The sequence below is a fragment of the Bacillus sp. T3 genome (assembly GCF_033449965.1).
Classification (GTDB): Bacteria; Bacillota; Bacilli; order Bacillales; family Cytobacillaceae; genus Bacillus_BU.
The window spans coordinates 3,517,451-3,541,183 of record NZ_CP137761.1 but is presented as its reverse complement, the minus strand read 5'-3'; the positions used below and the strand labels follow the sequence as shown (position 1 = coordinate 3,541,183).

Below are 23,733 nucleotides of genomic sequence, written 5' to 3'. Positions count from 1 at the left end.
GTACAAATGGAAAAATGGTTTAATGTTGGAAAAATCGTTAATACCCATGGCATTAAGGGCGAAGTTCGAGTAATCTCCAAAACGGATTTTGCTGAAAAAAGGTACAAGCCAGGTAATCATTTGTTTTTATTTTTGGATGGGTCACAGGAGCCGCTAGAACTCATTGTAAAGGCTCATCGTGTTCACAAAAACTTCGATTTGCTAACATTTGAAGGCTACGAAAATGTGAATGAAGTTGAGAAACTAAAAAATGCGATTATTAAGGTACCTGAAAACCAACTAGGTGAACTAGATGAAGGCGAATTTTATTTTCATGAAATCGTTGGATGTTTAGTGTTCACTGTTCATGGTGAAGAAATTGGAAAAGTAACCGAAATATTAACTCCTGGTGCAAACGATGTCTGGGTAATCAAACCTAAAAATGGTGGTCGGGATATCTTAATTCCGTATATCGAACAAATTGTTAAAAAAGTAGATGTGAAAGAAAAAATCATTTTGATTCAGCCAATGGAAGGGCTTTTGTCATGATGAAAATCGACGTTCTAACCCTTTTTCCAGAAATGTTTTCTGGCGTTTTCTCACAATCTATTTTAAAAAAGGCCCAAGAAAGCGGTGCTGTTACATACAATGCTGTAAATTTCCGTCAGTTCGCAGATAATAAACATCAAACTGTGGATGATTATCCATATGGTGGCGGAGCTGGAATGGTCTTAAAGCCGCAGCCAATTTTTGATGCAGTCGATGCGCTTTCAAAAAGCAGAGTGGAGGATACAAAAGCTCCACGTGTCATTTTGCTTTGTCCACAAGGAGAACGTTTTAACCAGAAAAAAGCAGAAGAGCTGGCAAAGGAAGAGCATCTCATTTTCATCTGTGGACATTACGAGGGCTACGATGAAAGAATTCGGGAGCATGTCATTACCGACGAAATTTCGATTGGGGATTATGTACTAACCGGTGGAGAGCTAGGGGCAATGGTCATTATTGATAGTGTCGTGCGCCTTCTACCAGGAGTACTAGGGAATGAAGAATCTCATCAACAGGATTCCTTCAGTACCGGCTATCTTGAACATCCGCACTATACAAGACCAGCTGATTTTCGTGGCTTAAAGGTTCCTGGACGTTTTAATGTCTGGGAATCATCGTCTTATTGAAGAGTGGAGAAAGCGTGAATCTTTGCGACGGACCTATATAAGGCGACCTGACCTGCTCGATCATATTGAGCTAACTGATGAACAGAAAAAATGGCTTGCTGAATTCGAAAAACAATCACACTAGCTATTGCAGATGCTTAGCATTTATGATAAGATAATTTTTGTGACTTGGGCTGTAAAGCCTATTGTCTTGATAACGATGTTCCGCTGCAATCATAAAAAGGAATGTAAGAGCATCTGTGGGAGGAGTTGAATACGATGCAACAATTAATTAATGATATCACAAAAGAACAACTTCGTTCTGATCTTCCATCGTTCCGTCCTGGTGATACTGTACGTGTTCACGTAAAAGTTATCGAGGGTACTCGCGAGCGTGTACAGATTTTTGAAGGTGTTGTGATTAAGCGTCGTGGTGGTGGAATTAGCGAAACTTTTACAGTACGTAAGATTTCTTACGGTGTAGGCGTTGAGCGTACATTCCCTGTACACACACCAAAAATTGCGAAGCTTGAAGTTCTACGTCGCGGTAAAGTACGCCGTGCGAAACTTTATTACCTACGTAATCTTCGTGGTAAAAAAGCTCGTATCAAAGAAATTCGTTAATAGCAAAAAACAGGGGCTTGGGATTCTTCAAGCCCCTATTTTTGTAGTAAAATAAAAAAATAACATCTAAAGGATTAAATTATTGTTAAAAAAATTAATCCCCCGTGTTAATTATTTCTATCTTATGTAAAATAATAAGTGCAGACATTTTTAGGTTGAGATTGGTGGGGAAAATAATGAAAAGAAAGAAAAATGAGCTTTGGGAATGGACTAAGGCATTAGTGATCGCAGTTGTGTTAGCAGCAATAATTCGTAGCTTTTTATTTGCGCCGATTGTGGTCGATGGCTTATCAATGATGCCGACACTTCATAACCAAGATCGTATGATTGTAAATAAATTCAGTTATCGATTTGGAGAACCTAATCGCTTCGATATCATCGTCTTCCATGCTCCTGAAGGCAAGGATTACATAAAGCGTGTAATTGGTCTCCCAGGTGATGAAATTGAGTACAAGGATGATACTCTTTACGTAAATGGGAAAGCCTATGAAGAACCTTATTTAGATGAATACAAAAAAGCTGTCATAGACGGACCGCTGACAGAACCTTTTACATTAGAAGAAAAAATCGGTAAAAAGAAGGTTCCAGAAGGGGAACTGTTTGTAATGGGTGACAATCGCCGCTACAGTAAAGACTCCAGACACATTGGCACCATCCCAATGGAAAAAGTACTCGGCAATACGAACATTCTTTACTGGCCAATTAAGGACATGCAGATCGTTGATTAATAGCAATGTATGCGGAAGACGCTTATCATGAGTGAAAATGGACAGGCAAACCGAAAAGGTGAGCTTGTCCAATGTTATTTTTAATAAGAAGGCTGTGCGAAAGAAAGTTATTGATTTTTGAGCAATCTACGTGGATTGGTGCGGGAATTAATAGATAATTTTTGCACAGCTAATATGAAAAAGGGGTGACAGATATGACGATTCAATGGTTCCCGGAACATATGGCAAAAGCCCGTCGCGAAGTAACTGAAAAACTAAAACTAGTTGACATTATTTTTGAGTTAGTTGATGCACGTATTCCGTACTCGTCGAGAAACCCGATGATTGATGAAATCATTCAGCATAAACCAAGATTGGTATTATTAAATAAAGCCGATATGGCCGATAAGGAAATCACTAATCAATGGATTCATTATTTTAAGGAAAATGGAATTGAAGCACTGGCGATAAACTCTCAGGCTGGAATTGGTATGAAAGAAATCGTTGTTGCAGCGAAAAAAATCCTTAGTGAGAAGTTTGATCGTATGCGGGCTAAGGGCATTAAGCCTCGGGCTATTCGTGCCATGATTGTCGGAATTCCTAATGCGGGAAAATCAACACTCATCAACCGACTCGCGAAAAAGAACATAGCCAAAACAGGGAATACACCTGGGGTAACAAAAGCCCAACAATGGATTAAAGTTGGAAGAGAGCTAGAGCTCCTTGACACGCCAGGAATTCTTTGGCCGAAATTCGAGGATCAAGAGGTTGGTTTGAAGTTAGCTGTAACTGGAGCCATAAAGGATACATTATTAAATATGCATGATATTTCAGAGTTTGCCTTGCGTTATATGGAAAAAACCTATCCAGACCGCCTGCGTGATCGGTTCAAGCTTGAAACCGTTCCTGAGGACACCATTGAGCTTTTTAATACGATCGGCAAAGCTCGCGGCTGCTTAGTTGGCGGCGGTGAGGTTGACTACGATAAAGTGGCTGAATTGGTTATACGTGAGATTCGCCTCGAAAAGCTTGGCCATCTATCATTTGAAAAGCCTAGCGACCTGCTAGTAGAAGAAGAAGAATCAAATCCCGAGTAAAGCGCGGGTTTGATTCTTTTTTTTTGCGTATATTTCTTTACTGGGGCGCATGCGCGATTTCATGAGCATTTCTTATCAACTCCCTTTCCTTTTTCTAACAAATTCTATATTACGAGCGAAACCCCTCTTTTTTTAGTATAATAAATTCTATGCGATTGTGATAAAAATCAACCAATTCACAACCAACACTATGGATCTGTAACATACATTTACTATTTTTCAATAATCAGGAGAGTCCGATGAAAAAGTTAACAATAGCACAAATAGAAGAACAGCTTAAACAACTTCATGAAGATGACACCGAAGCGCTTGCTACATTCATGGAAGATGAGCGTAAGGGCGTACAACAGCTCGTTGCAAAATGGAAAAGGCAAAAGGAGCAGGAAAGAAAAGCACATCAAAAATTTTTCGACATGAGTCAGTATGAGCAAAAGCATCGCCAAAGTGGTTATCAATTGATTGCTGGGATTGATGAAGTGGGGCGCGGTCCACTAGCAGGTCCTGTTGTGGCAGCGGCAGTTATATTACCAGACAATTTCTATCTACCAGGAATTGATGACTCAAAAAAATTATCAGAGCAGAAACGAGAGGAATTTTTCGCTTGTATTCAAGCTGAGGCGATTGCTGTCAGTATTGGCATGATATCAGCAGAAGAGATTGACAGGATTAATATTTATGAAGCCACAAAAAAAGCGATGCTTACAGCAGTTGCAGGGCTTAACCCAAAGCCTGACTTTCTCCTAATCGATGCGATGAAGCTCGTTACGCCGTATCCCTATGAAGCAATTATTAAAGGTGATGCAAAGAGTATTTCGATTGCTGCTGCTTCGATTATCGCAAAAGTAACGAGAGATCGATTAATGAAAGAACTTTCACTGACGTACCCACAATACGGCTTTGAGAGCAATATGGGATATGGTACGAAGGAGCATCTAGCAGGGATAGAAAACCACGGGGTTACAATCTATCATCGTAAAAGTTTTTCGCCAATAAAAGACTACATAGAAAAATAGGAGAACCGTGTAGAAAGCTAGGAACTAGACTGAAAAAACCTGTCATTAAAGGAGATGCGCGTTTGCTTCTTTTCTATTCAATTCGACACAAATCGAAAATATCCACAAATTTTCCCAATATTATTAATATTAGGAATTTCAGAATTTTATAACAAATTTTAATATTTTGTGGTATATTGGTAGACATAGAAAGATAGTTTTTAATAAAATAAAAACACGCAGTCTATTTATGTGAGTTTGATAGGGGGATGGAAAATGAATATCCATGAGTATCAAGGGAAAGAAATCCTCAGACAATACGGGGTATCCGTACCGAATGGGAAAGTGGCTTTTTCAGTCGAAGAAGCAGTAGAAGCAGCAAAATCTCTAGAGACAAAAGTTTGTGTAGTTAAAGCTCAAATTCATGCTGGTGGCCGGGGTAAAGCTGGCGGAGTGAAGGTTGCAAAAAACCTTGATGAAGTGAGTACATATGCAAACGAAATTCTAGGAAAAACATTAGTAACACACCAAACTGGACCAGAAGGAAAAGAAGTAAAACGCTTACTTATTGAAGAAGGCTGCGACATTAAGAAAGAATACTATATTGGTTTAGTTTTAGATCGCGCAACTTCTCATGTAGTTTTAATGGCTTCAGAAGAAGGTGGAACAGAAATTGAGGAAGTTGCGGAGGCAACACCTGAAAAAATCTTTAAGGAAGAAATTGACCCAATCGTCGGCTTAACAGCTTTCCAAGCACGTCGTATTGCATTTAATATCAATATTCCTAAAGAACTTGTGAACCAGGCATGTAAATTTATGCAAGGCTTATATACAGCTTTTATAGAAAAAGATTGCTCAATTGCAGAAATTAATCCATTAGTTGTAACAGGCGATGGAAAGGTAATGGCACTTGATGCTAAATTAAATTTTGATGCCAATGCGCTTTATCGTCAAAAAGACGTGCTTGAATATCGTGATTTAGATGAAGAAGATGCAAAAGAAATTGAAGCATCTAAATATGACCTAAGCTATGTTTCCTTAGATGGTAACATCGGTTGTATGGTTAACGGTGCAGGTCTAGCAATGTCGACAATGGATATTATCAAGTATTACGGCGGTGAACCGGCGAACTTCTTAGATGTTGGGGGCGGTGCTACAGCCGAGAAAGTAACAGAAGCATTTAAAATCATCCTTTCTGATCCAAACGTCAAAGGTATTTTTGTAAACATCTTTGGCGGCATTATGAAATGTGATGTGATTGCAACGGGTGTAGTGGAAGCTGCGAAACAAGTTGGGCTTAGTGTACCACTGGTTGTGCGTTTGGAAGGTACAAACGTTGACCTTGGTAAAAAACTTCTTGGTGAGTCTGGCTTAAATATTATTGCAGCGGAATCGATGGCCGATGGAGCACAAAAAATCGTTTCCTTAGTGACGAAATAGGATTAGGAAGGGAGAATTTACGTGAGCGTATATATCAATAAAGATACAAAGGTCATTGTTCAAGGTATCACTGGATCAACCGCATTATTTCATACAAAGCAAATGCTTGAATATGGTACGAAGATTGTAGGAGGCACAACTCCTGGTAAAGGCGGAACGGAAGTTGAGGGTGTTCCAGTATTTAATACAGTTAAAGAGGCTGTCCAGGTAACTGGTGCAACCGCTTCCGTTATTTATGTTCCTGCTCCATTTGCAGCAGATGCTATTTTAGAGGCTGTAGAAGCAGAGCTGGAGCTTGTCATTTGTATTACTGAACATATTCCGGTGTTAGATATGGTAAAAGTAAAACGGTATATGGAAGGAAAGAAAACACGTTTAGTTGGTCCAAACTGCCCAGGTGTGATTACACCTGATGAGTGTAAAATTGGGATTATGCCAGGCTACATTCATACTAAAGGTCATGTAGGTGTTGTATCCCGTTCTGGAACATTAACTTATGAAGCTGTGCATCAATTATCACAAGCTGGAATTGGTCAATCCACAGCTGTTGGAATCGGTGGAGACCCTGTTAATGGGACAAACTTTATCGATGTTTTAAGTGCTTTTAACGAAGACCCTGAAACATATGCAGTGATTATGATTGGTGAAATCGGTGGTACTGCTGAAGAAGAAGCTGCACAGTGGGTGAAAGAGAATATGACAAAGCCTGTTGTTGGCTTTATTGGCGGTCGCACAGCGCCTCCAGGGAAGCGTATGGGCCATGCTGGTGCCATCATTTCTGGTGGTAAGGGAACAGCTGATGAAAAAATCCGTGTCATGAATGAATGTGGAATTAAAGTAGCTGATACGCCATCGGTTATGGGTGAAACATTAATCGAGGTTCTAAAAGAAAAGGGATTATACGATAAGTGTCGAACACATTATATAGAAGAAACTAAAAGCAAATAGGCTTAGCCTATTTGCTTGTTGATGAGCTACCATTATAATAAGTCCCTCTGTTTTTGAGGGACTTTATCCTCATGAAGAATGTTCCTCTACACTACACCCCCTTATAAATGATTGGTAGACCAACTCCCTATTCGAATTTTTTGTGAACGTTTTCACTAGGAGGAATTTTTATGGATTCATTAAAGACAAAGCTATTGTTACTCCATCATTGGAGAGGACTTGGATGGACATCAATCTATAAAATTTTGAAACACAGCCCTTCTCTTTCTTCCATTCATCAGTTTACAATAGCTGAACTCCAAAGTATTGTTAATCTCCCAGCTCGTAGTACTCCTCAACGAGATCTTCAAACGAACTCCACTCTCAACCTCATTAACGGATATGAACAAAATGGAATTTTCCCCATAACCATTTTTGAAGATCTTTATCCCAAAATGCTAAAGGAAACGTACCAGCCCCCTTGGGTTCTCTATGCAAAAGGGAATGTGGATTTGCTAAATAAGCCAAAAAAATTAGCAGTTGTTGGCGCTAGGAAAGCAACGCCTTATGGAAAAATGGCGATTGATCTTCTATTTCCAGAGCTCTTGGCACATGATTTTGTGATTGTTAGTGGTTTGGCTAAAGGAATAGATGCACACAGTCATGAAATGGCAATGAAATTCAGTGGAAAAACGATTGGGGTCATTGCCGGAGGCTTTCACCATCTTTATCCAAAGGAGAATCAGCAGCTTGCAGATAAAATGGTTGAACAGCACCTCCTTCTATCGGAGTATCCACCACATACACGACCAGAAAAATGGCATTTTCCATTAAGAAACCGGATTATTAGCGGAATGAGCGTTGGAACGCTCGTAGTAGAAGCAGAAAAGAAGAGTGGGTCATTAATTACAGCAAATTACGCAGTAAACGAGGGGAGAGAGGTGTTTGCCATTCCAGGTAGCATTTTAAACCCTCAATCAATGGGGACAAATGAGTTGATTCAACAAGGTGCAAAGCTGGTCAAAACAGCTGAAGATATCATAAATGAGCTATCATATTAAATGGTTGGAATGGATTAAGGAGATTTGTCGTATAATTCATAAAAATATTTTTTTTTAATTATTTTTTCGAAAAAGGTTGAAATTATTGCCAATCTGTTATACATTTTGCAACAGATGTTCGTTCACAAATTTTTATTTTCGATTACCGAATGAAAACGGTTTCTTTTGTTATCCGTTGACAAACTTAATTTTTTTGTTCAATAATAGTGATTAATTTAAATAACAAATCGGATTCTTTAATGAATGTACTAAAATTTCTTTGAATAATCCCTCTTAAGGAGGACTACTGAATGTCAGACTATCTTGTAATCGTTGAGTCACCTGCTAAGGCGAAAACGATTGAACGGTATCTTGGAAAAAAATATAAAGTAAAAGCATCGATGGGACATGTTCGTGATTTGCCGAAAAGTCAAATGGGTGTATATAAAGAGGACAACTTTGCGCCTAAATACATAACAATTCGTGGAAAAGGTCCTGTTTTAAAAGAATTAAAAACGGCGGCTAAAAAAGCAAAGAAAATTTATCTCGCAGCTGACCCCGACAGAGAAGGGGAAGCGATTGCTTGGCATTTAGCCCACAGCTTAGATGTTGATGTTAATAGTGATTGTCGAGTTGTGTTCAATGAGATTACAAAGGATGCAATTACCGAATCGTTCAAACATCCACGACCTATTAATATGGATTTGGTCGATGCTCAACAAGCGCGTCGTGTCCTGGATCGATTAGTTGGCTATAATATTAGCCCGCTTTTATGGAAAAAGGTCAAGAAGGGCTTAAGTGCAGGTCGTGTTCAATCGGTCGCTGTTAGCTTGATTATCGATCGTGAGAAGGAAATTAAAGATTTTATTCCCGAAGAATATTGGACAATATCGGCTGAATTTTTAAAAGGAAATGAAGCCTTTGAAGCGACGTTCTACGGTATTGGTCAAGAAAAGGTCGAGCTAAGGTCTGAGGAAGATGTGAAAAACGTCCTTGGAAAACTGAAAGGAAATAAGTTTACGGTCGAGTCGGTAACGAAAAAGGAGCGCAAACGTAATCCTGCAGTACCGTTTACAACATCCTCTTTACAGCAGGAAGCAGCAAGAAAATTGAACTTCCGTACGAAGAAAACGATGATGTTGGCCCAACAATTATATGAGGGAATTGACCTCGGTAAAGAAGGGACAGTCGGGTTAATTACATACATGAGAACGGACTCAACCCGCGTTTCTGAAGTAGCTCAGAAGGAAGCAGCTGAATACATTCAGGCAACGTATGGAGATGCATTTCTCCAAGTAGAAAAGCGTAAAGAAAAGAAGTCAACCAATGCCCAGGATGCACACGAAGCGATTCGTCCTACGAGCACACTCAAGGAACCTTCTAGTTTAAAAGAATTTTTATCAAGAGACCAGCTTAGATTATATAAATTAATTTGGGAGCGCTTTGTAGCTAGTCAGATGGCACCTGCCGTGATGGATACAATGAGTGTTGATTTAAAAAATGGTGATATTGTCTTCAGAGCAACAGGCTCCAAGGTTAAATTCCCTGGATTTATGAAGGTGTATGTTGAAGGGACAGATGACCAGACGGAAGAACGGGAAAAAATGCTTCCAGACATACAAGAACAAGACAAGGTGCTGAAAAAGGATATTGACCCGAAACAGCATTTTACGCAGCCGCCGCCAAGATACACGGAGGCGAGGTTAGTCAAAACGCTTGAAGAACTGGGAATTGGCCGCCCATCGACTTATTCTCCAACGCTGGATACGATTCAAAAACGTGGATATGTTGCTTTAGATAACAAGCGGTTTGTACCAACCGAATTGGGAGAAATCGTGAATGAGTTGATCAGCGAATTCTTTCCAGAAATATTAAATGTTGATTTTACCGCGCTAATGGAACAAAATCTTGACAATATCGAAGAAGGTAAAATAAACTGGGTTAAGTTGATTGATGCATTCTATCAGGATTTTGAAAAGCATCTTGAAAAAGCCGAATTGGAAATGCAGCAAGTAGAAATAAAAGATGAACCTGCTGGTGAGGATTGTGAATTATGCCAAAGCCCAATGGTGTTTAAAATGGGACGCTATGGTAAATTTATGGCATGCAGCAATTTTCCTGACTGTCGAAATACAAAGCCGATTGTAAAAGATATAGGTGTGAAATGCCCGAACTGCAAAGATGGCAATATTATTGAGCGTAAAAGCAAAAAGAAGCGCATTTTTTATGGTTGCGATCAATATCCTAGCTGTGAGTTTCTATCTTGGGATAAACCAATCCCTCGAAATTGTCCAAAATGTGAAAGTTTATTAGTGGAGAAGAAGCTTAAAAAGGGTGTCCAAGTTCAGTGTATCCAATGTGATTACAAAGAGGAGCAACAAAAATAAAAAGGGTGAGCTTAGAGCTCACTCTTTTATATTGATTTTTTAATTATTGGTTACTTACAATGTTGATTGGAGCAGAAGGCACAAGACTCCTGAGAAATCATTTTAAACAACCAAATAATTGAATGAATCTTTTTTTGAAATGAACCGTATGGATAGATGCAATATGGAAAGGATTGTGGGTAAAGTAATAAAAGATTTTTCTCCTCCTCATAATTGTTGTATTATAAAAAGCGGTGATTTTCCTACATATATCCACAGGGGGCTAAAAATATGGAAGTAACAGTAAATGTGATAGGCGCTGGTCTTGCCGGAAGTGAAGCGGCATGGCAATTAGCCAAACGAGGAATAAAGGTACGATTGTTTGAGATGAGACCAGTAAAGCAAACACCTGCCCATCATACCGATAAATTTGCCGAGCTAGTTTGTAGTAATTCATTACGTGCTAATACACTTACCAATGCTGTTGGTGTTTTAAAAGAAGAAATGCGGATTTTGGATTCCATTATTATTGGTTCAGCAGATGCGTGCGCTGTTCCAGCGGGTGGAGCATTAGCTGTGGATCGGCATGAATTTGCTGCAAGAGTGACGGACCAAGTAAAAAATCATCCAAATGTTACGGTTATCCATGAGGAAGTAACAGAAATTCCAGAGGGGCCAACCGTTATTGCCACAGGTCCATTAACAAGTGAGGCATTGTCACAAAAGCTTAAAGAATTGACTGGTGAAGATTATTTATATTTCTACGATGCAGCTGCACCTATTCTGGAAAAAGACAGCATAAATATGGATAAGGTGTATTTAAAATCACGTTATGATAAAGGAGAGGCTGCTTATTTAAACTGCCCAATGACGGAGGAGGAATTCAATCGTTTTTATGAGGCGTTAATTGATGCAGAAACGGTTCCATTAAAAGAATTTGAGAAGGAAATATTCTTCGAGGGCTGCATGCCAATTGAGGTTATGGCTAATCGCGGAAAGAAAACGATGCTGTTTGGACCAATGAAGCCAGTCGGCTTAGAGGATCCACGCACAGGAAAAAGACCCTTTGCAGTTGTCCAGCTAAGACAGGATGACGCAGCAGGAACACTTTATAACATTGTTGGTTTCCAAACGCATTTAAAATGGGGACCGCAAAAAGAAGTGATTCAATTAATACCTGGTTTAGAGCAAGCCGAAATTGTTCGATATGGTGTGATGCATCGTAATACATTCATGAACTCACCAAAGGTATTAAATGCAACCTATCAATTTAAAACAAGAAGTGATTTGTTCTTCGCAGGACAAATGACAGGGGTTGAAGGGTATGTTGAGTCAGCTGCAAGTGGATTAATTGCGGGATTGAATGCAGCAAGATACGTTATGGGGCAAGAGACAGTAGAGTTTCCACCGGAAACGGCGATTGGCAGTATGGCTCATTATATTACAACAGCCAATCCGAAAAGATTCCAACCGATGAATGCAAACTTTGGATTATTTCCAGAACTGCCAGAGAAGATCAGAGGGAAAAAAGAAAGATATGAAAAGCATGCAACAAGAGCCTTAGAAACAATTCAGAACTTTGTGAAAAGTTTGTAAAGTTTCTTGTAATGCCCTATTTATTATGATAATATTTAGTAGCCCTTGTGAGGTGGCTAAATTGACGAGAAATGTGAACGTTTCAGTACAGTTATTTATTGAATATTTACAAATCGAGAAAAATTCTTCAGAATATACAATTGAACATTATCAGCGTGATATTAGAGAATTCTTTATGTTCATGTCTGAGCAAGCAATTGAAAGCTTAAATGCAGTCCAATATGCGGATATTCGCCTGTATTTAACTATGCTTTATGATAAAAAGCTTGCTCGTAAAACAGTGGCAAGAAGAATCTCCTGTTTACGAAGCTTTTATAAATTTTTGCTTCGGGAAGAAATGGTTGATCATAATCCTTTTTCTTTAGTCTCAACCCCAAAAATGGAAAAGCGAATTCCTTCTTTTTTTTACGAATCAGAACTGGACGAACTTTTCAAAGCGTGTGACGATTCGACTCCGCTTGGGCAGAGAAACAAAGCATTATTGGAGCTTTTGTACGCAACTGGTATTCGCGTTAGTGAAATTTGCCATATAAAATTGAAGGATTTAGATATGTTCGTTTCTACTGTCCTTGTTCATGGAAAAGGAAAAAAGCAAAGGTATGTGCCATTTGGCAGCTTTGCTCATGAGGCTTTAGAACAATATATACATCATGAGAGACAACAAATTCTTTCAAGCAATAAAAAAGATCATGATACTTTATTTGTGAATTTTCGAGGTGGTCCTTTGACTACCCGCGGTGTCCGAACCATTTTAAACAACTTAATGGATAAATCGGCTTTAAATGGAAAAATTCATCCGCACATGCTACGTCATACCTTTGCCACACATCTTTTAAACAATGGTGCTGATATGCGTACAGTTCAAGAACTGTTAGGCCATTCATTTTTATCATCGACCCAAATATATACACATGTTACAAAAGAATTTCTACGGAATACGTATATGTCTCATCATCCTAGAGCATAAGCTCAGGCGAAAGGGGATTGTTACATGTCTCAAATACATGCAACGACTATTTTTGCAGTTCACCATCATGGAAAATGTGCTATGGCTGGTGATGGTCAAGTTACATTTGGTAATGCAGTAGTGATGAAACACACAGCGCGAAAAGTAAGAAAACTGTTTAATGGAAAAGTAATTGCTGGTTTTGCAGGTTCTGTAGCAGATGCCTTTTCGTTGTTTGAAATGTTTGAAATCAAGCTTGAAGAGTATAATGGAAATCTTCAAAGGGCAGCAGTTGAATTAGCCAAGCAATGGCGAAGCGATAAAGTCCTTCGGCGTTTAGAGGCTATGCTCATTGTCATGAATGAGCATGATTTGCTGCTAATCTCAGGTACAGGTGAAGTGATTGAGCCAGATGATGGAATACTGGCGATTGGTTCTGGTGGCAATTATGCACTGGCTGCTGGTCGTGCATTAAAAAAATATACTGGTGACCATTTAACGGCAAAAGAAATCGCGCGTTCCGCCTTGGAAATTGCATCTGAAATATGTGTTTATACTAATGACAATATTATTGTTGAAGAGCTTTAAACGAAAGGAGACTAGATTAAATGGGAAAAACAATGAATTTAACCCCTCGTCAAATCGTTGAAAGACTTGATCAATATATCGTCGGACAAAAGGACGCAAAGAAAGCGGTTGCTGTTGCTCTAAGAAATCGCTATCGCCGTAACTTACTGTCTGAGCAGCTTCGTGAGGAAATAGTTCCGAAAAATATCTTAATGATTGGTCCTACTGGGGTCGGTAAGACAGAAATCGCACGAAGAATGGCTAAACTAGTCGGGGCACCATTTATTAAGGTTGAGGCTACAAAATTTACCGAAGTAGGGTATGTGGGCCGTGACGTTGAATCAATGGTTCGAGACTTAGTTGAAACCTCTGTTCGCCTTGTCAAAGAGGAGAAAATGATAAAAGTAAAGGACCGTGCTGAGGAAAATGCTAACCGTAGATTAATTGACTTACTGGTTCCAACGGCTAAAAAGTCATCAACCTACAAGAATCCGCTCGAAATGTTGTTCGGTGGAGGCAATTCTTCACAGTCAGATCAAAACGATCATGATTCTGTTGAAGAAGAATCAAATTTCGAAAAGCGGAAATCCGTCCAAGAAAAACTTGCAGCAGGCAGTCTTGAGAATGAAGTCGTATCAGTTGAAGTAGAAGAACAACAGCCATCAATGTTTGACATGCTTCAAGGCTCTGGCATGGAGCAAATGGGAATGAATATGCAGGATGCATTAAGCAATTTAATGCCAAAGCGCCGAAAAAAACGGAAGCTTACAGTTAGTGAGGCACGTAAAGTATTAACTAATGAAGAAGCTCAGAAATTGATTGACATGGATGAAGTGACAACTGAAGCTGTTCGGCGTGCTGAACAAACAGGAATCATCTTCATTGATGAAATCGATAAAATTGCTAGTAAGAATAATGGTGGATCTTCTGCCGATGTTTCGAGGGAAGGCGTCCAGCGTGATATCCTTCCTGTAGTTGAGGGTTCAACGGTTGTGACCAAATATGGTTCGGTAAAAACCGATTATATATTATTCATTGCTGCCGGTGCCTTTCATATGGCAAAGCCATCAGATTTAATTCCAGAATTACAAGGGCGTTTCCCGATTCGGGTAGAGCTGACAAAATTAACGGTTGATGATTTTGTAAAGATTTTAATCGAACCAGATAATGCCTTAACTAAACAATATCAAGCATTATTGGAAACAGAAGGTATACAAATTGAATTTTCTGACGATGCTATTCGTAAGATTGCAGAAGTGGCATTTGAAGTGAATCAAGACACAGATAATATTGGAGCAAGACGGTTACACACGATCCTTGAAAAGCTTCTAGAAGATTTATCTTTTGAAGCACCAGATATTACGTTGGAGAAAATCGCGATTACACCTCAATACGTTGAAGAAAAACTCGGCGCCATTTCTAGAGATAAAGATTTAAGTCAATTTATCCTTTAACAAGGTAAAAATCAATTAGGTGCAACAACCTAATAGGTTAAATAGAGAAAAATACAACAAAATATGATGTTTGTTCGAAGCACATAGGAGGAAGAATTAATGGAGTTATTAACTAGAACAAGAACAATCAACGCAATGCTACAAAGAGCTGCAGGGAAACCTGTAAACTTCAAGGAAATGGCCGAAACATTACGAAATGTTATTGAAGCAAACGTATTTGTGGTTAGTCGCCGTGGTAAATTATTAGGTTTTGCTATTAAGCAATCAATCGAGAATGATCGTATGAAAAAGATGCTTGAAGATCGTCAATTTCCTGAAGACTATACAAAAAGTCTTTTCAATATTCAAGAAACTTCTTCAAATATTGATATTGAAAGTGAATATACAGCTTTTCCAGTTGAAAACAAGTCATTATTTAATGCTGGTTTAACAACAATCGTTCCGATTATCGGCGGTGGAGAGCGCTTAGGAACTTTAATCCTTTCACGCTTAGAAGAGCAATTCCATGATGATGATTTAATCCTTGCAGAATATGGTGCAACAGTTGTTGGAATGGAAATTCTTCGTGAGAAAGCTGAAGAGATTGAAGAAGAAGCTCGCAGCAAAGCAGTTGTTCAAATGGCAATTAGCTCACTATCTTATAGTGAATTAGAAGCAATTGAACATATTTTTGAAGAATTAAACGGAAATGAAGGCTTATTAGTAGCTTCTAAAATTGCAGATCGTGTTGGTATTACACGTTCCGTTATTGTTAATGCACTTCGTAAACTAGAAAGTGCTGGTGTCATTGAATCTCGTTCACTAGGAATGAAAGGAACTTACATAAAAGTTCTTAATGACAAATTTCTTGTTGAGCTTGAAAAATTAAAATCTAACTAATCCATCAAACCAAGTGACTATGACAGTCACTTGGTTTTTTAATAATTTTTTTATTGATAGACTAGTTTAACTTGATTGTCACTATCACTTATGCTATATTAGTTCATGGTGTTAATACACACGCTAACGGATTTAATCGGCAGGTGCTGTAATTTCAGTTTCCGATTAAAGATGAACTTAGCGGAGGAAAACAAAAACCTTTAGGAGGAAACAAAACATGTCAGTCATTTCTATGAAGCAATTGCTTGAAGCTGGTGTACACTTCGGACACCAAACTCGCCGTTGGAACCCAAAAATGAAGAAATATATCTTCACAGAGCGTAACGGCATCTACATCATCGACCTTCAAAAAACAGTTAAAAAGGTTGAAGAAGCTTACAACTTCGTTAAGGAGCTAGCTGGTAACGGCGGTAAAATCCTTTTCGTAGGTACTAAGAAACAAGCTCAAGATTCTGTTAAAGAAGAAGCAGCTCGTTCTGGTATGTACTTCGTTAACCAACGTTGGTTAGGTGGTACTTTAACAAACTTCGAAACAATCCAAAAGCGTATTGCTCGCTTAAAAGATATCGAAAGAATGTCAGAAGATGGTACTTTTGAAGTTCTTCCTAAAAAAGAAGTAGTTCAATTAAGAAAAGAACAAGAACGTTTAGAAAAGTTCCTTGGTGGTATTAAAGACATGAAGGGCCTTCCTGATGCATTGTTCATCATTGACCCTCGTAAAGAGCGTATTGCAGTAGCTGAAGCACATAAATTGAACATTCCAATCGTAGGTATCGTTGATACAAACTGTGATCCGGATGAAATCGATTATGTAATCCCAGCAAACGATGATGCAATCCGCGCTGTTAAACTTTTAACTGGTAAAATGGCAGATGCTATCCTTGAAGCTAAACAAGGTGAAGAAGTTACAGCTTAATTTTTCGTTTTAGTACTACTAGAAAAGGTGATAAGAGGGAGCACCCTTTATCACCTTTTTTTAAAGATAATAAGTCCTATCGTAAGTTTAGTAACACAAAAAATTGTAAAAAATAATACATAGTTATTATAAGGAGGAATTTTATTATGGCTATTACCGCTCAAATGGTAAAAGAACTTCGTGAAAAAACTGGTGCCGGCATGATGGATTGCAAAAAGGCCCTTACAGAAACTAATGGTGATATGGAAAAAGCAATCGATTTCCTACGTGAAAAAGGAATCGCAAAAGCTGCGAATAAATCTGACCGTATTGCTGCAGAAGGAATCACTTCAATCGTATCAGAAGGAAATGTAGCTGTTATCCTTGAAGTAAACTCTGAAACTGACTTCGTTGCGAAAAATGAAGGCTTCCAAGTTCTAGTTAAAGAATTAGGCCAACACCTTCTTAAAAACCAACCAGCATCAGTTGAAGAAGCTGAAGCTCAAACAATGGAAAACGGTGCAACTTTAGCTGACCATATCAATGCAGCAATTGCTAAAATTGGTGAAAAGCTAAGCCTACGTCGTTTCGCAGTTGTAACAAAAACAGATGCTGATGCATTTGGTGCTTACTTACATGCTGGCGGACGTATCGGCGTGTTAACTGTTCTTGAAGGAACTACTGAAGAAGCAGCTGCTAAAGATGTATCTATGCATATCGCAGCACTTAACCCTAAATACGTATCTCGTGATCAAGTGTCACAAGATGAAGTTGAGCGTGAGCGTCAAGTATTAACTCAACAAGCTCTTAACGAAGGCAAGCCAGAAAATATCGTTGCGAAAATGGTTGAAGGTCGTCTTGGCAAATACTTCGAAGACGTTTGTGTTCTTGACCAAACTTTCGTTAAAAACCCAGACCAAAAGGTTCGTCAATTTGTTGAATCTAAAGGTGCTACAATCCGTGAATTCGTACGCTATGAAGTAGGCGAAGGTATGGAAAAACGCGAAGACAACTTCGCTGAAGAAGTTATGAACCAAGTGAAAAAATAATGTTAAGCGTGATTTACTAGGCATATCTCCTAGCTAAATAAACATTCGCTTTAATGATTGTTATAGGGGACACAGTGTGTTCCCTATTTTTAAGAGGTAAAACTGTTAATACCTGATGTTGATTTTGTCTGCTAAGTTGATTGAAGCGGAAGGTGCGAGACTCCCCTGCGGAAAGGGAGCACCTGGAGCGGAAATCAACAAACAAATTTAAACACAGGTAAAAATTGAATTGCATACAATTGGAGGTTCTATGTTTTTATGAGCAGCCCTAAATATAAACGCGTAGTATTAAAATTAAGTGGTGAAGCATTAGCGGGTGATGCAGGTTTTGGAATTAATCCTGCTGTAATTAAGTCAATCGCAGATCAAGTAAAAGAGATTGCCGAATTAGGTGTGGAAGTAGCTGTTGTTGTTGGCGGTGGAAACATTTGGCGTGGCAAGATTGGCAGCGAGATGGGAATGGACCGAGCAACAGCAGATTATATGGGAATGCTAGCAACAGTGATGAACTCACTTGCACTGCAGGATAGCCTTGAGCAAGGTGGAATTGAAACCCGTGTTCAAACTTCCATCGAAATGCGACAAGTGGCAGAACCATACATTCGTCGTCGGGCAATCCGTCATTTAGAAAAGAAACGCGTTGTCATATTTGCAGCTGGTACGGGGAATCCATATTTCTCTACTGATACCACTGCTGCCTTACGTGCTGCTGAAATAGAAGCGGATGTAATCTTAATGGCAAAAAATAATGTTGATGGGGTATATTCTGCAGACCCTCGCATCGACAAAAATGCAAAAAAATACGATGAGTTGTCTTATCTAGATGTGCTGAAAGAAGGATTAGCAGTAATGGATTCCACAGCATCATCATTATGTATGGACAATGACATTCCATTAATTGTCTTCTCTATTATGGAAAAAGGAAATATTAAACGTGTCGTGACTGGTGAAACGATCGGAACGATTGTAAGGGGGAAATAATCATGCCAAAACAAGTTCTTGCTAACGCAAAAGAAAGAATGACAAAAGCCATTTCAGCTTATACGCGCGAGCTTGCTAGTATTCGTGCGGGTAGAGCCAATGCATCATTGCTTGATAGACTTTCAATTGATTATTACGGTGCGCCAACTCCTGTGAATCAGCTTGCCGGAATTTCTGTTCCCGAAGCTCGTCTTTTGGTTATCCAGCCTTATGATAAATCTGTCTTAGGGGACATTGAAAAAGCGATTTTAAAATCGGACCTTGGGTTAACACCTTCAAATGATGGAAATATTATTCGCTTAACGATACCTCAGTTAACAGAAGAACGTCGTAAAGAGCTTGTAAAGGTCATTAAAAAAGACTCTGAAGAAGCAAAAGTTGCGGTTCGTAACATACGACGTGATGCTAATGATGATCTGAAAAAGCTTGAAAAAGGCGGAGAAATTACTGAAGATGAACTTCGTGGCTACTCTGAGGATATTCAAAAACTAACAGATGATTATATTAGCAAAATTGACCAAATCACTAAAGAAAAAGAAAAAGAAGTTTTGGAAGTTTAATTAATTATTGACTTAAAGACATAAGACCCTCTTGTTATAGGGGGTTTTTTTTTAGTAATTTACTTCGGACATAAAAGGCTCAGACAAATCACCCTTTCTTATGACCCTTAATTCTGAAATTTGGTCCATGTACATACTCTTTTATAGAGATATCTTATTCTGTTTTTGGTATGATAAGAGCATGTGAATAATATGGTAATTACCTTCTATATCTTTCGGACTGCTAAAGTTTTTTGAGAAGATGAAGGTTCAGATTAATTTTTTTGGAGGAAGCTAACTTATGTTAAATAAAATAAAGCTGTGGAAGAATCAGCAGCACTCTTCCAGTCTCCGAGAGCGAATGGTACAAATTAAAGAACAGCCAGTTCCTTCACATGTAGCCATTATTATGGATGGTAATGGCAGATGGGCCAAAAAACGTGCCTTACCACGAGTAGCAGGTCATCATGAAGGAATGAAGGTCGTTCGGAAAATAACTAAATTAGCGAGCCAGATGGGGGTCAAAACCCTTACCCTATATGCGTTCTCAACTGAAAATTGGAAGCGTCCAAAAACAGAAGTTGATTATTTATTAAAACTTCCAGAAGAGTTTTTAGGTACTTTCTTACCAGAGCTTATCGAAGAAAATGTTAGAGTAACGATGATGGGGTACAAAGAAAATTTGCCTGGGCATACAACTAGAGCAATTGAAAAAGCAATGAATGAAACAAAGGAAAATACAGGACTAGTATTAAACTTTGCGTTGAACTATGGCAGCAGAGCCGAAATTGTTGATGCGGTTAAGCAGGTCTTAAATGATTGCCAAGATGGTATACTAAATAAAGAAGAATTGTCCGAAGAAATCTTTTCTTCTTATTTAATGACATCTAATATGTCTGACCCAGATTTATTAATACGGACAAGTGGGGAAATCCGACTAAGTAATTTTATGCTTTGGCAGCTTGCATATTCTGAATTTTGGTTTACAGAGGTTCTATGGCCAGATTTTGGTGAGGAGCATTTTGTCGAAGCTGTTGAAGCATACCAGAATCGTCAGCGAAGATTTGGAGGAGTGTAGTCACACTCTGAACATGAAAAGGTGTTGAAAAACTAAATGAAGCAGCGAATCGTAACAGCGGTTATTGCAGCAGCTATATTTTTGCCGATTGTCATTTATGGTGGTAATCTGTTTATTGTACTAACCTATTTATTAGCATCGATTGCTCTCTATGAGCTTTTAAAAATGAGAAAACTCAGCTTATTATCTGTACCTGGAGTTCTATCACTTATTCTATTGTGGATTTTTTTACTTCCAGATCAGCTTCAAAGCTTTTTGGAAAATGCTGAATATAGCAGAATAGAATTGGGATTATTTGCTGTATTATTATTTATGACTTATACTGTCATAACAAAAAATCATTTTACCTTTGATGATGTAGCGTTTTCTATTCTGTCCATATTATATATTGGTATCGGCTTTTATTATTTTATGGAAACAAGAAAAGCCGATTCGGGATTAACGTATATTTTTTATGCATTATTTATCATTTGGGCAACGGATTCGGGAGCATATTTTATTGGGAGAGCATTTGGGAAAAAGAAATTATGGCCGGAAATCAGTCCGAAAAAAACAGTCGAAGGCTTCTTTGGTGGAATTGTTTGCGCACTAATCGTAGCACTTCTATTTGCGATTTTTGGCGATTTGAATGTTTCCGTTATTAAGCTATTAATCATCACAGTAGTGCTTTCAATTTTCGGGCAAATTGGTGACTTAGTTGAGTCTGCGATTAAACGTCATTACAACATTAAGGATTCCGGAACGATTTTACCTGGGACATGGCGGTATTTTAGATCGATTTGATAGCTTATTGTTTGTCTTACCTTTGATGCACTTTCTTCATTTGCTTTAGACAAAGGGACATCTGATTAGGAGTGGAACTTAGTGAAATTTATTAGTTTGTTAGGGGCGACTGGCTCAATTGGCATTCAAACCCTTGATGTCATCAGTGAGCATCCGGAAGAATTTACACTTGTTGCTTTTTCAGTTGGAAGAAATATTGAAGCAACAAGAAAGATTCTGTCACGGTTTAGCCCGAAACTTGTTTCTGTCCAGGAAAAAGCGGACTATGAAATGTTAAAACATGAATATCCGACGATTGCTTTTACATATGGTAGCGACGGTTTAACTGAAGTTGCAGTTTTTGATCAGGCAGATATAGTAGTAAATGCAGTACTAGGAAGTGTCGGACTTTTGCCAACACTACAAGCAATCGAGGCGAAGAAAACAATCGCGATTGCGAATAAGGAAACGCTTGTAACAGCAGGACATTTGGTGATGGAAGCAGCAAAGAAGCATGGTGTAGCCCTACTTCCTGTTGATAGTGAGCATTCGGCAATTTACCAAGCTTTACAAGGTGAACAATCAAAAAATATTGAACGTTTAATCTTAACTGCTTCGGGTGGTAGCTTCCGGGATCGTACTCGGGATGAGCTTGAGCATGTTACGTTAAAGGAAGCTTTAGCCCATCCGAACTGGTCAATGGGTGCGAAAATTACGATTGATTCTGCGACAATGATGAATAAAGGATTAGAAGTGATTGAAGCGCATTGGTTATTCTCAATGCCTTATGAGAAAATAGATGTTCTCCTTCATAAAGAAAGCATTATTCACTCGATGGTGGAATTTCATGATAGCAGCATTATTGCTCAATTGGGAACTCCAGATATGAAGGTACCGATTCAGTACGCGTTAACATATCCTGAGCGAATTCCTCTTCCAAGTGCAAAACGATTAAATTTAGGGGAAATTGGTCAGCTGCATTTTAGAGAAATGGACGTTGAACGCTTTCGCTGCATGAAGTTTGCCTATGATGCAGGAAAAATCGGTGGGACGATGCCAACTGTGTTAAATGCTGCAAATGAAGCAAGTGTTGCTGCATTTATTGATGGAAGGATTTCGTTTTTACAAATCGAGGATTTAATTGAAAAGGCACTTTCTGCTCATCAAAGCATCGCAAATCCAAGCTTAGACATCATCCAGGAAATCGATAAAGACACGAGGAGATTTGTCCAAACACTTTTATAAAGCGAAAGCGCCTCGGTCAGCCCCGACAAGCTTAAGACCTCGAGGGGCTAGGCGCTGTAGCTAGACACTAAGACCAGTTTAGAAGATTTCACTAGTCTTTTATCTCATAAAAAGGTGGTTTTAAAGTTTGAGTACAGTTATAGCCTTTATTGTTATTTTCGGCGCCCTCGTATTCTTTCATGAATTAGGACATCTCATCTTTGCGAAACGAGCCGGAATTCTTTGTCGGGAATTTGCAATTGGCTTTGGTCCGAAAATCTTTTCTCATAAAAAGAATGAAACCATTTATACCATCCGTCTCCTGCCAATTGGTGGATTTGTGCGTATGGCCTGGGAAGACCCGGAAATGGTTGAAATCAAACCAGGGCATAGAATCGGTCTTATTCTTGACCAAGTTGGGCAAATCACCAAAATTATATTAAATAATAAAGAGAAGTTTCCAAATGCCAGAGTGATTGAAGTAGAGAGTGCAGATATTGAGCATGAATTAAAAATAGTAGGGTATGTAGATGGAGAAGATGACCACTTGCAAACCTTCTCAATCGCTCGAGAGGCTGTTTTAGTAGAAGACGGAATCGAAACTCAAATCGCTCCGTTTGATCGTCAATTTGCATCGAAAACATTAGGGCAAAGAACAATGGCTATCTTTGCAGGTCCATTTTTCAATTTCGTGTTAGCCTTTATTGTTTTTGTGATTATTGCCTTTTTACAAGGTGTACCTTCTTCTGAGCCAATCCTTGGAAAAATCACGGATGATGGAACAGCGATAAAGGCTGGATTGAAGGAAGGCGACATCGTCCATAGCATTGATGGGACAGAGATTACTAGTTGGACAGACGTAGTCGAGATGATTCGAAAAAATCCTAACAAAGAATTAGAATTTTCTATTGAACGTAATGGGAAAACACAGGATATTTCTGTTACCCCTGAATCCACTGAAGTGGATGGTGAAAAGATTGGTCTAATCGGTGTTTATAGTCCAGTTGAAAAATCACCACTTAAAGCAATCAGCTATGGATTTAAAGAAACCTATTTTTGGACGAAAGAAATTTTCCTCATGCTAGGAAAGCTAGTGACTGGAGAATTTTCAATTGATGCTTTATCAGGTCCTGTTGGAATATATAAATCCACAGATACAGTTGCAAAATCAGGAATTTACTATTTAATGAAATGGGCAGGAATTTTGAGTATTAATTTAGGGATTATGAACCTATTGCCAATTCCTGCACTTGATGGTGGAAGATTAATGTTCTTTGCTGTAGAGGCGTTAAGAGGCAAACCCATTGATCGTCAAAAAGAAGGAATGGTCCACTTTATTGGTTTTGCTTTACTAATGCTACTAATGTTAGTAGTTACTTGGAATGATATCCAACGATTTTTCTTATAGGCTGGGTTAAAGTACAGTGTTTAATTTTTGAG

Annotated in this window: 21 protein-coding genes and 2 pseudogenes; all 23 read left to right on the top strand. The window is 38.7% G+C overall.

The window, feature by feature from the left end; genetic code table 11:
* Nucleotides 1–6 precede the first annotated feature (6 nt).
* The 23 genes and pseudogenes from rimM (at nucleotide 7) to rseP (ending at nucleotide 23,701) form a co-directional block, all read left to right on the top strand.
* On the top strand, nucleotides 7–528 hold the full coding sequence (gene rimM / locus RGF10_RS18055; RefSeq protein ID WP_318504736.1) for a ribosome maturation factor RimM: 522 nt from the start codon (nucleotides 7–9) through the stop codon (nucleotides 526–528).
* Nucleotides 528–1,275, top strand: a pseudogene (trmD, locus tag RGF10_RS18050) (tRNA (guanosine(37)-N1)-methyltransferase TrmD). Before rimM ends, trmD begins: the two are co-directional and overlap by 1 nt.
* A 134-nt stretch (nucleotides 1,276–1,409) precedes the next feature.
* Nucleotides 1,410–1,754, top strand: coding sequence for a 50S ribosomal protein L19 (gene rplS, locus RGF10_RS18045; protein ID WP_318509564.1), 345 nt, complete (start codon nucleotides 1,410–1,412; stop codon nucleotides 1,752–1,754).
* 176 nt (nucleotides 1,755–1,930) lie between these two features.
* Nucleotides 1,931–2,482, top strand: a complete 552-nt coding sequence (gene lepB, locus RGF10_RS18040) for a signal peptidase I (RefSeq protein ID WP_318504731.1) — start codon at nucleotides 1,931–1,933, stop codon at nucleotides 2,480–2,482.
* A 194-nt stretch (nucleotides 2,483–2,676) separates the two neighbouring features.
* Nucleotides 2,677–3,558, top strand: coding sequence for a ribosome biogenesis GTPase YlqF (gene ylqF / locus RGF10_RS18035; RefSeq protein WP_318504725.1), 882 nt, complete (start codon nucleotides 2,677–2,679; stop codon nucleotides 3,556–3,558).
* Between the two features lie 239 nt (nucleotides 3,559–3,797).
* Nucleotides 3,798–4,571: a ribonuclease HII gene (locus RGF10_RS18030; RefSeq protein ID WP_318504721.1), complete on the top strand. Its 774-nt coding sequence runs from the start codon at nucleotides 3,798–3,800 to the stop codon at nucleotides 4,569–4,571.
* A 255-nt stretch (nucleotides 4,572–4,826) separates the two neighbouring features.
* Nucleotides 4,827–5,990 (top strand): ADP-forming succinate--CoA ligase subunit beta, encoded by a 1,164-nt coding sequence (sucC, locus tag RGF10_RS18025; RefSeq protein WP_318504712.1) that lies wholly within the window; start codon nucleotides 4,827–4,829, stop codon nucleotides 5,988–5,990.
* Nucleotides 5,991–6,011: 21 nt separating this feature from the next.
* A complete protein-coding gene (sucD, locus tag RGF10_RS18020; RefSeq protein WP_318504700.1) occupies nucleotides 6,012–6,938 on the top strand; it encodes a succinate--CoA ligase subunit alpha in 927 nt (308 codons plus the stop codon).
* A gap of 170 nt (nucleotides 6,939–7,108) precedes the next feature.
* Nucleotides 7,109–7,978 (top strand): DNA-processing protein DprA, encoded by an 870-nt coding sequence (dprA, locus tag RGF10_RS18015; protein WP_318504694.1) that lies wholly within the window; start codon nucleotides 7,109–7,111, stop codon nucleotides 7,976–7,978.
* Between the two features lie 290 nt (nucleotides 7,979–8,268).
* Nucleotides 8,269–10,344, top strand: a complete 2,076-nt coding sequence (topA, locus tag RGF10_RS18010; protein ID WP_318504688.1) for a type I DNA topoisomerase — start codon at nucleotides 8,269–8,271, stop codon at nucleotides 10,342–10,344.
* 270 nt (nucleotides 10,345–10,614) lie between these two features.
* The gene (gene trmFO, locus RGF10_RS18005) at nucleotides 10,615–11,919 is read left to right on the top strand and encodes an FADH(2)-oxidizing methylenetetrahydrofolate--tRNA-(uracil(54)-C(5))-methyltransferase TrmFO (protein ID WP_318504683.1); all 1,305 of its coding nucleotides are present in this window, start codon (nucleotides 10,615–10,617) and stop codon (nucleotides 11,917–11,919) included.
* 61 nt (nucleotides 11,920–11,980) lie between these two features.
* Entirely contained in the window at nucleotides 11,981–12,886 is a 906-nt protein-coding gene (gene xerC, locus RGF10_RS18000) for a tyrosine recombinase XerC (RefSeq protein WP_318504678.1), read from the top strand.
* 24 nt (nucleotides 12,887–12,910) lie between these two features.
* A complete protein-coding gene (gene hslV, locus RGF10_RS17995; protein WP_318504663.1) occupies nucleotides 12,911–13,453 on the top strand; it encodes an ATP-dependent protease subunit HslV in 543 nt (180 codons plus the stop codon).
* Between the two features lie 20 nt (nucleotides 13,454–13,473).
* Complete coding sequence (gene hslU, locus RGF10_RS17990; protein ID WP_318504658.1) at nucleotides 13,474–14,886, top strand: ATP-dependent protease ATPase subunit HslU; 1,413 nt, start codon at nucleotides 13,474–13,476, stop codon at nucleotides 14,884–14,886.
* Between the two features lie 99 nt (nucleotides 14,887–14,985).
* Nucleotides 14,986–15,765: a GTP-sensing pleiotropic transcriptional regulator CodY gene (gene codY / locus RGF10_RS17985; RefSeq protein WP_318504651.1), complete on the top strand. Its 780-nt coding sequence runs from the start codon at nucleotides 14,986–14,988 to the stop codon at nucleotides 15,763–15,765.
* Between the two features lie 217 nt (nucleotides 15,766–15,982).
* Nucleotides 15,983–16,681, top strand: a complete 699-nt coding sequence (gene rpsB / locus RGF10_RS17980) for a 30S ribosomal protein S2 (protein WP_318504645.1) — start codon at nucleotides 15,983–15,985, stop codon at nucleotides 16,679–16,681.
* 146 nt (nucleotides 16,682–16,827) lie between these two features.
* Nucleotides 16,828–17,709, top strand: coding sequence for a translation elongation factor Ts (gene tsf / locus RGF10_RS17975; protein WP_318504638.1), 882 nt, complete (start codon nucleotides 16,828–16,830; stop codon nucleotides 17,707–17,709).
* Between the two features lie 258 nt (nucleotides 17,710–17,967).
* On the top strand, nucleotides 17,968–18,690 hold the full coding sequence (pyrH, locus tag RGF10_RS17970) for a UMP kinase (protein ID WP_318504630.1): 723 nt from the start codon (nucleotides 17,968–17,970) through the stop codon (nucleotides 18,688–18,690).
* Between the two features lie 2 nt (nucleotides 18,691–18,692).
* Nucleotides 18,693–19,250, top strand: a complete 558-nt coding sequence (gene frr / locus RGF10_RS17965; protein WP_318504616.1) for a ribosome recycling factor — start codon at nucleotides 18,693–18,695, stop codon at nucleotides 19,248–19,250.
* Between the two features lie 280 nt (nucleotides 19,251–19,530).
* Nucleotides 19,531–20,307: an undecaprenyl pyrophosphate synthase gene (locus RGF10_RS17960; protein WP_318504610.1), complete on the top strand. Its 777-nt coding sequence runs from the start codon at nucleotides 19,531–19,533 to the stop codon at nucleotides 20,305–20,307.
* Nucleotides 20,308–20,343: 36 nt separating this feature from the next.
* Nucleotides 20,344–21,139, top strand: a pseudogene (locus tag RGF10_RS17955) (phosphatidate cytidylyltransferase).
* Between the two features lie 32 nt (nucleotides 21,140–21,171).
* On the top strand, nucleotides 21,172–22,314 hold the full coding sequence (locus RGF10_RS17950; protein ID WP_318504603.1) for a 1-deoxy-D-xylulose-5-phosphate reductoisomerase: 1,143 nt from the start codon (nucleotides 21,172–21,174) through the stop codon (nucleotides 22,312–22,314).
* Between the two features lie 127 nt (nucleotides 22,315–22,441).
* Nucleotides 22,442–23,701 (top strand): RIP metalloprotease RseP, encoded by a 1,260-nt coding sequence (gene rseP / locus RGF10_RS17945; protein WP_318504596.1) that lies wholly within the window; start codon nucleotides 22,442–22,444, stop codon nucleotides 23,699–23,701.
* Nucleotides 23,702–23,733: the final 32 nt, after the last annotated feature.